Raw genomic sequence first — 10600 nt, forward strand, 5'->3', positions numbered from 1 at the left:
GCCCGTGCCTTCGCCGCCCTCGTGGACGGTAGCGGCGGCGGTCATGCCAGTCCCCTCTCGGTGAGCAGCGCGTGCACGGCCGCGGCCGACTCCCGCACGGTCTGGTGCTGCGACTCGATCCGCAGATCCGGCGCGTCCGGCTCCTCGTAGGGGTCGTCGACCCCGGTGAGCCCGGACAGCTCGCCCGCCGCCTGCTTGGCGTAGAGCCCCTTCACGTCCCGCTCGCTGCACACCTCGACCGGCGTCGCCACGTGCACCTCCAGGTAGGCGCTGCCGCTCTCCCGGTGGCGGGTGCGCACGGCGTCCCGGCTGTCCGCGTAGGGCGCGATCACCGGCACCAGCGCCTTGACGCCGTTGCGGGCGAGGAGTTCGGCGAGGAACCCGACGCGCTGCACGTTGGTGTGCCGGTCCTCGCGGCTGAAGCCGAGGCCCGCTGAGAGGAACTCGCGGATCTCGTCGCCGTCGAGCACCTCGACGAGGTGGCCCTCGTCCCGCAGGCGCCCGGCCAGCTCGTACGCGATGGTGGTCTTGCCCGCGCTCGGCAGACCCGTGAGCCAGACGGTGGCTCCGGTCGTCACGTGGTTCTCCTGGATGTCGGCGGTGGCGGGTACTGGGTCGGCGGGTACGGGATCGGGGTCGGCGGGCGGGTGGCCGGCCGCGGTGGTGCCCGCGGCCGTCATCCGTGCAGCCCGCACTCGGTCTTGCCGCTGCCGGACCAGCGTCCGGCGCGGGCGTCCTCGCCCGCCAGCACCCGGCGGGTGCAGGGGGCGCAGCCGACGGAGGCGTAGCCGTCCATCAGCAGCGGGTTGGTCAGGACGCCGTGCTCGGCGACGTAGGCGTCCACGTCGTCCTGGGTCCAGCGGGCGATCGGCGAGATCTTGACCTTGCCGCGCCGCTCGTCCCAGCCGACGACCGGGGTGTTCGCCCGGGTCGGCGACTCGTCGCGGCGCAGTCCCGTCGCCCAGGCCAGGTAGGAGGCCAGGCCGCGTTCGAGGGGCTCGACCTTGCGCATCCGGCAGCAGAGGTCGGGGTCGCGGTCGTGCAGCCGGGGTCCGTGCTCCGCGTCCTGCTCGGCGACCGTGCGCGCGGGGGTGAGGGTGATGACGTTGACGTCCATCACAGCCTCGACGGCGTCCCGGGTGCCGATGGTCTCCGGGAAGTGGTAGCCGGTGTCGAGGAAGACGACGTCGACGCCCGGCAGTTCGCGGGAGGCGAGGTGGGCGACCACCGCGTCCTCCATGGACGACGTCACGCAGAACGCGCGGCCGAAGGTGTCGGCCGCCCAGCGGAGGATCTCCGGCGCGGTGGCGTCCTCCAGGTCGCGGCCCGCCTGTTCGGCGAGGGCTTTGAGGTCGTCGGTGCGGTGCTTCTCCTGAACGGCGGTCATAGGGGGTCTCCCGCTCGGTCGGTGGGCTTCAGTCCGCGGGCGAGCAGCCCGAGGAACTTCAGCTGAAAGGCGCGGTTGCAGGCCGCGCATTCCCACGCGCCGTGGCCCGCCTCGCTCGGACGCAGGTCCTCGTCACCGCAGTAGGGGCAGTAGAAGGGCGCGGCCCGCTCGCTCACGACAGGGCCTCCTCGGAGGCCCGCGAGGCCCAGGCGGCGAACCGCTCGCCGTCCTCGCGCTCCTGCTGGAACCGGGTCAGGACCCGCTCGACGTAGTCGGGCAGCCCCTCGGCGGTGACCTTCAGACCGCGGACCTTGCGGCCGAACCCGGCTTCGAGGCCGAGCGCGCCGCCGAGGTGCACCTGGTAGCCCTCGACCTGGCGGCCGTCGTCGTCGAGGACCAACTGCCCCTTGAGACCGATGTCCGCGACCTGGATGCGGGCGCAGGCGTTGGGGCAGCCGTTGATGTTGATGGTGATGGGTTCGTCGAACTCCGGGATGCGGCGCTCCAGTTCGTCGATGAGGGAGGCGCCGCGCGCCTTGGTCTCGACGATGGCGAGCTTGCAGTACTCGATGCCGGTGCAGGCCATGGTGCCGCGCCGGAAGGGGGACGGCCGGACCGCGAGGTCCAGCGCCTCCAGGGCGGTGACCAGGGAGTCGACCTGGTCCTGGGCGACGTCCAGGACGACCATCTTCTGTTCGGCGGTGGTGCGGACCCGGCCCGAACCGTGTGCCTCGGCCACCTCGGCGATCTTGGTGAGGGTGGCGCCGTCGACCCGGCCGACGCGCGGCGCGAACCCGACGTAGAACAGGCCGTCCTTCTGCCGGTGCACGCCGACGTGGTCGCGCCAGCGCTCGACGGGCTGGTCGGGGGCCGGGCCGTCGAGCAGCGGGCGGCCCAGGTACTCGGTCTCCAGGACCTCGCGGAACTTCTCCGTGCCCCAGTCGGCGACCAGGAACTTCAGGCGGGCCCGGGTGCGCAGCCGCCGGTAGCCGTAGTCGCGGAAGATCGAGATGACGCCCTCGTAGACGTCGGGGACCTCGTCGAGCGGGACCCAGGCGCCGAGCCGCTGGCCGATCTTGGGGTTGGTGGACAGGCCGCCGCCGACCCACAGGTCGAAACCGGGGCCGTGCTCGGGGTGGACGACACCGACGAAGGCGATGTCGTTGATCTCGTGCGCCACGTCCAGCAGCGGCGAGCCGGAGATCGCCGATTTGAACTTGCGGGGCAGGTTGGAGAAGGCGGGGTCGCCGATGATCCGGCGCTGGATCTCGTCGATGGCGGGGGTGCCGTCGATGATCTCGTCCTCGGCGATGCCGGCGACGGGGGAGCCGAGGATGACGCGGGGCGTGTCACCGCAGGCCTCGGTGGTGGAGAGGCCGACGGCCTCCAGGCGGTTCCAGATCTCGGGGACGTCCTCGATCCGGATCCAGTGGTACTGCACGTTCTGCCGGTCGGTGAGGTCGGCGGTGCCGCGGGCGAACTCCTGCGAGATCTCGCCGATCACCCGCAGCTGGGCGGTGGTGAGGCGGCCGCCGTCGATCCGGACGCGGAGCATGAAGTACTCGTCGTCCAGCTCCTCGGGCTCCAGGACCGCGGTCTTGCCGCCGTCGATCCCGGGCTTGCGCTGGGTGTAGAGGCCCCACCAGCGCATCCGGCCGCGCAGGTCGTTGGGGTCGATCGACTGGAATCCACGTTTTGAGTAGATCGTCTCAATACGTGTCCGTACGTTGAGACCGTCGTCGTCTTTCTTGAACTGCTCGTTGCCGTTGAGCGGGGTGAAGTGCCCCGCGGCCCACTGGCCCTCGCCGCGGTGCCGGCCGGCCTTGCGGCGCGGAGTCTGGGCAGCGGGGTTCTGCGGGGTGGCGGCCATGATGGTACGTCCTCCGGGACAGGCGGGAAGGCGGCTCTTACCTGCGCGTTCGGGCGCATGGCAGGCGGGCGCGGCGCTGCGCGGGCCTGCGGGAAGAAGCGGGAGACGTCGGCGTTGCTGGGACTGTCAGCCCGCCGGACAGATGGCGCTGGACATGCGGCCGAGGTCGACGTGTCGCCGACTCACCAAGGCAATCCCAGTTCCAGACATGACGGAAGCGTGGCACGGCATTCTGGACAGAGTCCAGCTTCGTCCGCCATCCGGACACCCTTGTCTCGCAGAGCGGGACGCGGGTGTCCTGGCCCCAGGGCACGGGACGGCGGGGCGGGCGCAGGTCAGGCGGGGTGTGCCCCGGGCCACGGGCCGGGCGTGGCGATCTCCGGCTCCTCCTCGACCCTGGTGTCGAAGAGGGTGAAGCCGCGCCGCCGGTAGTTGTCCATCGCGTGCTCCCCGTCGAGGCTGCACGTGTGCAGCCAGACCCGCTTGGTGGCGGCGATCCCCGGCCACCTGCTCTCCAGGTCCCAGGCGCGGGCGGCGCCGTACGCGAGCAGGTGTCCGCCGATGCGGCGGCCCCGGAAGGCGGGCAGCAGTCCGAAGTGGACGATCTCCACCACCCCGTCGTCCTGCGGGACCAGCTCCGCGTAGCCCGCCGGGGTGCCCCGCTCGTAGGCCACCCAGGTCTCCACGCCCGCGCGGTCCAGGTGGTCGACCCACCGGGCCCGGCTCCAGCCGAGCCGGTCGGTCCAGCGGATGTCGCCGCCGACCGCGGTGTACAGGAACCGGCTGAACTCGGGGGAGGGCACCTCGGAGCGGACGATCCTGACGTCACCCTCCGGCGCGGCGGCCGGGAGGAGATCGGTCGGGGCGGTCTGCTCCAGAGACCAGGTGGTCACGGGGATGTTCGTCATGCCCGCCAGGGAATCACCCGGCGCCCGGACCTGTCGATCGCCCCCGGGCGTCCCGATCCGCGCGCCCACCGGCCGGACGGCCGCCGCGGCGGGTCACGCGGGTCCGGCGGCCGTGGTCCTCCCGGTCATCGCACCGCGCGGTCGATCGAGGAGAGCGGCAGCGCGAACAGGGTCCGTCCGGACTGCGACCACACCTCGCCCGTCTCCTCCCAGTACGACAGCGAGCCCGCGCCGCTCCAGCAGTGCCGGGTCCCGTCCGTGCCGCACTCCGCGGCCTGCGCGTCCTCGGCGTCCTGGCGCCACAGCGTGCCGTGGTCGGCGGGCGAGTCCGTCGCGCGGTCCAGGTACCAGTGCGCGCCGTACGACAGCACGCCCCGCACCCCGTCCGCCTTGGACTCGTACGCCTCGTCGGCGAGCGCGCGTCCGGCGGAGTCGGTGGCCAGCAGTCCGGCGCGCTCCGGGTCGGAGCTGAACGCCCAGCGCCAGAGCCGGGTGTGCCGTCCGCTCTCCGCGGGGACCCGCTCGCCCGCGACCAGGCTGTCCGGCGCGGTGCTGCGGTCCAGGGAGAGGGCGGAGGGGCGCGGTCCCTCGCCGACCGTGCGGTAGACCCCGACGGCGGGCATCACGAACCGGTAGCCCCCGGCCGCCCAGCCGCCGCGCACCCGGCCGACCCCGCTGCTCTCCACGGTGGTCCGCTGGACGCGGTGCATGTCGTACACGTACAGCCCGTCGGCCGTGGTCACCAGCAGCTTGCCCTGGTACCAGACCATCCCGGCGACGGCGGAGGAGAGGCCCCGGTAGTCGCGGCCGCCGTCGACCGGGACGGCGAGCAGGGCCCAGGTGTAGCTCAGGTGCGCGGGGTCGGTGGCGTCGATGAAGGCGACCCGGGCCAGGCCGCGCCCGCCGCCCTCGGTCCAGCCGGAGAGGATCACCCGGTCGGCGCCCCAGTGGCCGTCGTCGTCCGCGTCGCCCGAGGTGGTGACGGCACCGGGGTGCCAGCCCTCGGTGTCGACCTCGCTCCAGCAGTAGGCGCGGGTGGCCCTGGGCCGCACCGGCAGGGAGGCCCGCTCGGCGGTGCGGCAGTCGGCCTCGGTGCGCAGGCTGCGGTCGGCGCCGTCCAGGACGGCGCGCACGCCGACGGGTCTGCCCATCGCGTCCGCCAGCCGGTCGAGGGTCTGCCGGGGCACCAGGTCCTCCTGGAGCCGCAGCCCGGCGGTGTCCGCCGAGACGGCGAGCGGCTTCAGGGCCCCCGGGTCGTCGCCGACCGTGGCCTGCGAGGCGCTGATCATGGTGGCGGCGGCGGTCAGGGCCAGCGCGGTTCCGGCCAGGAAGGCGCGTACCGCCCTGCCCCGCTTCCGCCTGCGGTGTCTGCCACGTTGTGTCATCGAACCTCCCGAGGCGAGCCAACTGCGCCTGACGGTCCGTGCGTTGATTCAGGAGCAGGTGGGGTGGCCCGTACCGGGATGCTACGGCAGTCGAGTGCGGCTCGTGACGAAGACCTGGCAAATATGCGGAAGATGCCACGTGTTGAGCACACAGCGTGACCAATTGGCCCTCTCATGGCGCTCCCGACCCGGTCCTCAGTTCGGCGAGCGCGGGCGCGGTGGAGTGCGGCAGCAGCCCGTCCGGCGCGGCGGGCAGCAGCAGTTCCACCTCGGCGTCCTCGCAGAAACGATACGGCCGATGGTCGAGCAACCCCCCGAGATACCGCCGCACCCGGGACATCTCCGCCCGCACCGTCACCGTCCTGCCCACGTCCCCGAAGACCTCCGCGGCCAGCTCCGCCGCGCTCAGCCCGTCCCGCCGCAGCGCCAGCAGGCACAGCAACTCGGCGTGCCGCGGACTCAGTTCGTGGCGCCAGGTGTCCACCGCCCCGGACACCGCCACCGACCAGCTCCGCCGCCGCGTCAGATCCAGCACGATCCGGGTGCCGTCCGCCGCCGCGGGCCGCTCCGAGGCCCGCAGCAGCCAGCCCTCCGCCAGCGGCTCCACCGCGCACACCCCGAGCTGCGGCAGCCACCGGCGGCCCGCCTCCAGGGACTTGGGCAGCGCGACGCGCGTCACGTACGGCATCCCGGTCGCCGCCGCCGTCCAGCCGTCCCGGTCCACCACCGCCGCCCGGCCCTCGAGGCGCGCCAGCGGCACCGCCGCCACCGCCCGCAGCCGCTCCAGCGACGCCGTGTGCCGCTCCCGCAGCCGCGCCTCGGCCAGCTTCGCCACCGAGCCCACCCACGCCAGGGTCGCCGGGTGCGCCGTCTCCAGCGGGCCGCTCACGTCCACCACGCCCAGCAGCCTGCCGTCCCGCGGGTCCGAGATCGGCGCCCCGGTGCACGTCCAGGACGCCTGCGAGCGGGCGAAGTGCTCCGACGCGAACACCTGCACCGGCCGCCGCACCACCGCGGGCGTCCCCACCCCGTTGGTGCCCACGACCTCCTCGCTCCAGTCCGCGCCGACCTCGAACCCGAGCGCGTCCGCCCGGCGCAGCACCGGCGGACTGCCCTCCCGCCACAGCAGCCGCCCCTCCGCGTCGGCCACCGCCATGATGAGGTGGGCCGCGTCCGCCGCCGCGAGCAGCTCCTCCCGCAGCACCGGCAGCACGTGCCGCAGCTCCGACGACTCCCGGCGCCTGCGCACCTCCTCCGCCGACAGCAGCCCGGAACGGTGACCGTGCTCCGGGTCGACCCCGCTGCGCAGCGCCCGCTCCCAGGACCGTTCGATCACCTCACGGGGCGCCACCGGGACACGCTGCCCGGCGAGCCGGGCCGAACGCACCTCGCGCAACACCCGGGCGGCGCGCGCCGTGTCGACGGCGGCGAGCTGCGCGGCGTCCGTCGGCGAGAGCACCACGGGACCTCCTGAAGACGGCCTCGGGACAGCCGGTCACCGTCGTGTTCCGGTCACGGAAACCGCTGTCATTCCTGAATGTTCGTCTCATAGTGCCGGTCGGCTCCGCCGGAACGACACGCTCCGGCACCAGCCGACGGCAAGTTGCAACCCCCTGCAACCCTGGTGGACGTCCGCGCCCTGGTCGAGACTTGAGCGACACCGCCCGGCGGTGTCACCGGCCTCGATCGGGCCACGGGTCGGGGGTGGTGCCGTGTCGGCGCGGCACCACCCCCGCACCCGACCGGCTCCCGCCGCGTCCCGGCACCGGGGTACCCGCCGCGGCCAGGTGCCACACCCGCCCGCGCTCCGCCGCGCCGACGGCACCGGGAACCCGCCACCGCGCCCGCCGGACCCCCGCGCGGCTCACTCCGACGGCCGGGCCCTGCGCACCACCGCCGCCAGGTCGAGCGTCGACGGCAGCGTCCCGAACGTGGACCCGCCGTCCCCGCCCAGCCGCGCCGCGCAGAACGCGTCGGCGACCTCGGGCGGCGCGAACCGCACCAGCAGCGCCCCCTGCAGGACCAGCGCGAGCCGCTCGGCCAGCCGTCTGGCCCGCCCCTCCACACCGTCCAGATCGGCCAGTGACGTCAGCAGCTCCCGGATCGCCGCGTCCAGCCGCCGGTCCGCGCCGCGCGCCGCACCGACCTCCCGCAGATACGCGTCGAGCGCCGCGGGCTCCCGCCCCAACGCCCGCACCACGTCCAGTGCCTGGACGTTCCCCGCGCCCTCCCACACCGAGTTGAGCGGCGACTCCCGCACCAGCCTCGGCAGCCCCGACTCCTCGACGTACCCGTTGCCGCCCAGGCACTCGGCGGCCTCCACCACCACCGCCGGACACCGCTTGGTCACCCAGTACTTGGCCACCGGCACCGCCAGCCGCAGCAGCGCCTCCTCGCCGTCGTCGCAGGCGGCGGCCAGCCGCAGCGCCAGCACCGTCGCGGCCTCCGACTCGATCGCGAGGTCGGCCAGCACGTTGCGCATCAGCGGCTGCTCCACCAGCCGCGCCCCGAACGCCTCGCGGTGCGCGCAGTGGTGCACGGCCAGCGCGACGGCCTGCCGCATCAGGCCCGCGGAGCCCAGCACGCAGTCCAGCCGGGTCGCGGCGACCATGTCGATCACCGTCCGCACCCCGCGCCCCTCCTCGCCCACCCGGCGCGCCCACGTCCCGTCGAACTCGACCTCGGCCGACGCGTTCGAGCGGTTGCCCAGCTTGTCCTTGAGCCGCTGGAGCAGGAAGACGTTGCGGGTGGCGTCCGGCAGCACCCGGGGCACCAGGAAGCAGGTGAGCCCGCCCGGCGCCCGCGCCAGCACCAGGAAACCGTCCGACATCGGCGCCGAGCAGAACCACTTGTGCCCGGTCAGCTCGTAGGCGCCGGCCTCCGCGAGCGGACGCGCGGCCGTGGTGCTGGCGCGCACGTCGCTGCCGCCCTGCTTCTCGGTCAGCGCCATCCCGAAGAGGGACCCCGCCTTGAGGTGGGCCGGCCGCAGCTCGCGGTCGTACACCGCGGACGTCAGCCGCGGCACCCACTCGGCGGCCAGCTCCGGGTCGGCCCGCAGCACCGGCACAGCCGCGTGCGTCATCGACAGCGGGCAGCAGTTGCCCGCCTCCGCCTGCGTCCACACCATGAACGCCGCCGCCCGCCTCACGTGCCCGCCCGGCCGGTCCCACGCCGACGTCAGCCCGGCCCCGACCCCCTTGCCGAGCAGCCGGTGCCACGCCGGATGGAAGTCGACCTCGTCGACCCGGACCCCGCTGCGGTCGTGGGTGCGCAGCCGGGGCGGGTTCCCGTCGGCCTGCGCCGCCCACTCCTGCACCTGGGCGGAGCCCGCCGCCCGCCCCAGCTCGCCCAGTTCGGCCCGGACCGGTGCGAGCAGCTCCGGCGCGACGTGCCGCCCGACGGCCTCGGCGAGCACCCGGTCGGTGCCGAAGACGTCGTGGCCGGTCAGCGGCGGGACCTGATTGGTCACCTCGTGCGTGGTACCTGACATGCGGGCGAACCTATCCCGGCGCACGGAGTCCGGCCGACGACGGACACGGCGGCCGCGGCGGTCCCCGCGACCGGGGCGGAAAAACCGTTCGAATCCAGCGCCTTCCAGGTGGGAGCGGTGGGGCGGGGGATGAGCGGACTCGGCGTCGGCGGATACCTTTAGGGCGTGCAGTCAGAAAGCGATTCCCCGCAGCGGCCCTCCGGCCGTCTCCACCGGGCGCGTGCCCTCTACCGGAACGTCTCCAAGCGCAGGACCGCCTGGCTGCTCCTCAAGGACACCGTCAACTCCTGCATGGAGTACCGCATCCTGGGCCTCGCCGCCGAGGCCGCGTTCTTCACCCTCCTCTCCGTCCCGCCGCTGCTGCTCAGCCTCATCGGGCTGCTCGGCTACGTCGACGACTGGACCGGCGCCGACACCATCCAGAGCCTGGAGAACAACATCCTCCAGGCGTCCAGGACCGTCCTGTCGGACAAGGGCGTCACGGAGATCGCGCAGCCGATCCTGCACGACGTGATGAAGGGCGGCAGACCCGACGTCATCTCCATCGGCTTCCTGTTCGCCCTGTGGTCGGGCTCCCGCGCGGTGAACGTCTTCATCGACACCATCACCGTCATGTACGGACTCGACGGCGTCCGCGGCATCGTCAAGACCCGGCTGCTCGCCTTCCTGCTGTTCGTCGTCGCCTTGCTGATCGGCTCGGTCGCGCTGCCGCTGATGGTGGCGGGCCCCGACGCGGTGGTGAACGTCCTGCCGTGGTCCACGACCGTCGTCCAGGTCCTGTACTGGCCGGTCGTCCTGGTGCTCTCGGTGTCCTTCCTGACGACGCTCTACCACGTCTCCGTACCGGTCCGCTCCCCGTGGATCGAGGACGTCCCCGGCGCCCTCGTGGCCCTCGCCATGTGGGTGTTCGGCAGCTTCCTGCTGCGCATCTACCTCACCAGCACGGTCGAGGGCCCCACCATCTACGGCTCCCTCGCCGCGCCCGTCGCGGTCCTGCTGTGGATCGGCGTCTCCGCGTTCGCGGTCCTCGTCGGGGCCGCCGTCAACGCGGCCATCGACCGGGTCTGGCCGGCCGCCGCGACCGCCGCCGCGCGCGCCACCAACGAACGGCTGCGGGAGGCCCAGGTCGCCGAGTACGTCGCCCGTGCCGCCGCCCACCGCGGAGCGGAGGGCGACGACCCCGACGACCCGGACATGCCGTCGGAGTTCCCGGAACGCTGGTCGCGCTTCCTGCCCCCGGAGGACGTGACGTCCCGGCTGCGCACCCACACCAAGGGCCAGCAACCGCCCAAGGGCGACGGGCACTGAGGGCGACCGCGGACCGACGGCGCCCGGGACGCCGGTGCCGTCGGTGCCGGTGAGCCGCTCGGCCCCGGCGCCCCGCGCCGACCCGGCGTAGCCTGGCGGGCGTGTACGCGGAGCGGGTGTCGCTGCTGGCCGGGGCCGTGGTCTGGCGCGTCGGGCCGCCGCGCGGCGGCCAGGGCCGGGTCCTGCCCGACGGCTGCATGGACCTGCTCTGGGACGACGGCGCGCTGCTGGTCGCCGGGCCCGACACGCGCG

Annotated in this window: 10 protein-coding genes and 1 pseudogene; 2 read left to right on the plus strand and 9 right to left on the minus strand. The window is 73.9% G+C overall.

Annotated features, from left to right (window positions below; genetic code table 11):
* Positions 1–41: 41 nt before the first annotated feature.
* From cysC to GA0115242_RS21445, 9 genes are all read right to left on the minus strand, one after another.
* Positions 42–680: an adenylyl-sulfate kinase gene (cysC, locus tag GA0115242_RS21410; RefSeq protein ID WP_237549208.1), complete on the minus strand. Its 639-nt coding sequence runs from the start codon at positions 678–680 to the stop codon at positions 42–44.
* Positions 677–1387 (minus strand): phosphoadenylyl-sulfate reductase, encoded by a 711-nt coding sequence (locus GA0115242_RS21415; RefSeq protein ID WP_093830890.1) that lies wholly within the window; start codon positions 1385–1387, stop codon positions 677–679. The genes cysC and GA0115242_RS21415 overlap by 4 nt, the downstream gene beginning before the upstream one ends.
* Complete coding sequence (locus GA0115242_RS21420; RefSeq protein WP_093830892.1) at positions 1384–1563, minus strand: hypothetical protein; 180 nt, start codon at positions 1561–1563, stop codon at positions 1384–1386. Before GA0115242_RS21420 ends, GA0115242_RS21415 begins: the two co-directional genes overlap by 4 nt.
* Positions 1560–3257, minus strand: a complete 1698-nt coding sequence (locus tag GA0115242_RS21425; protein ID WP_093830894.1) for a nitrite/sulfite reductase — start codon at positions 3255–3257, stop codon at positions 1560–1562. The genes GA0115242_RS21420 and GA0115242_RS21425 overlap by 4 nt, the downstream gene beginning before the upstream one ends.
* A 126-nt stretch (positions 3258–3383) precedes the next feature.
* Positions 3384–3488 (minus strand): putative leader peptide, encoded by a 105-nt coding sequence (locus GA0115242_RS42515; protein WP_359345682.1) that lies wholly within the window; start codon positions 3486–3488, stop codon positions 3384–3386.
* 104 nt (positions 3489–3592) lie between these two features.
* On the minus strand, positions 3593–4165 hold the full coding sequence (locus tag GA0115242_RS21430; RefSeq protein ID WP_093830896.1) for a GNAT family N-acetyltransferase: 573 nt from the start codon (positions 4163–4165) through the stop codon (positions 3593–3595).
* A gap of 125 nt (positions 4166–4290) precedes the next feature.
* Positions 4291–5550 (minus strand): hypothetical protein, encoded by a 1260-nt coding sequence (locus GA0115242_RS21435; RefSeq protein WP_093830898.1) that lies wholly within the window; start codon positions 5548–5550, stop codon positions 4291–4293.
* Between the two features lie 172 nt (positions 5551–5722).
* On the minus strand, positions 5723–7012 hold the full coding sequence (locus GA0115242_RS21440; protein WP_093830900.1) for a helix-turn-helix domain-containing protein: 1290 nt from the start codon (positions 7010–7012) through the stop codon (positions 5723–5725).
* A gap of 402 nt (positions 7013–7414) precedes the next feature.
* The gene (locus tag GA0115242_RS21445) at positions 7415–9040 is read right to left on the minus strand and encodes an acyl-CoA dehydrogenase family protein (RefSeq protein WP_093830902.1); all 1626 of its coding nucleotides are present in this window, start codon (positions 9038–9040) and stop codon (positions 7415–7417) included.
* Between the two features lie 165 nt (positions 9041–9205).
* Between GA0115242_RS21445 and GA0115242_RS21450 the strand changes: the two genes are divergently transcribed.
* Positions 9206–10348, plus strand: a complete 1143-nt coding sequence (locus tag GA0115242_RS21450; protein WP_093830904.1) for a YihY/virulence factor BrkB family protein — start codon at positions 9206–9208, stop codon at positions 10346–10348.
* 101 nt (positions 10349–10449) lie between these two features.
* A pseudogene (locus tag GA0115242_RS41785) lies at positions 10450–10600 on the plus strand (AraC family transcriptional regulator); the annotation flags it as partial.

The organism is Streptomyces sp. SolWspMP-5a-2, from assembly GCF_900091845.1.
GTDB classification, from domain to species: domain Bacteria; phylum Actinomycetota; class Actinomycetes; order Streptomycetales; family Streptomycetaceae; genus Streptomyces; species Streptomyces doudnae.

Excerpts from the sequence above, each read along its gene's own strand:
- cysC (WP_237549208.1), bottom strand. The coding sequence starts at position 680 with ATGACGGCCGCGGGCACCACCGCGGCCGGCCACCCGCCCGCCGACCCC.
- GA0115242_RS21415 (WP_093830890.1), bottom strand. The coding sequence starts at position 1,387 with ATGACCGCCGTTCAGGAGAAGCACCGCACCGACGACCTCAAAGCCCTC.
- GA0115242_RS21425 (WP_093830894.1), bottom strand. The coding sequence starts at position 3,257 with ATGGCCGCCACCCCGCAGAACCCCGCTGCCCAGACTCCGCGCCGCAAG.
- GA0115242_RS42515 (WP_359345682.1), bottom strand. The coding sequence starts at position 3,488 with ATGCCGTGCCACGCTTCCGTCATGTCTGGAACTGGGATTGCCTTGGTG.
- GA0115242_RS21430 (WP_093830896.1), bottom strand. The coding sequence starts at position 4,165 with ATGACGAACATCCCCGTGACCACCTGGTCTCTGGAGCAGACCGCCCCG.
- GA0115242_RS21435 (WP_093830898.1), bottom strand. The coding sequence starts at position 5,550 with ATGACACAACGTGGCAGACACCGCAGGCGGAAGCGGGGCAGGGCGGTA.
- GA0115242_RS21445 (WP_093830902.1), bottom strand. The coding sequence starts at position 9,040 with ATGTCAGGTACCACGCACGAGGTGACCAATCAGGTCCCGCCGCTGACC.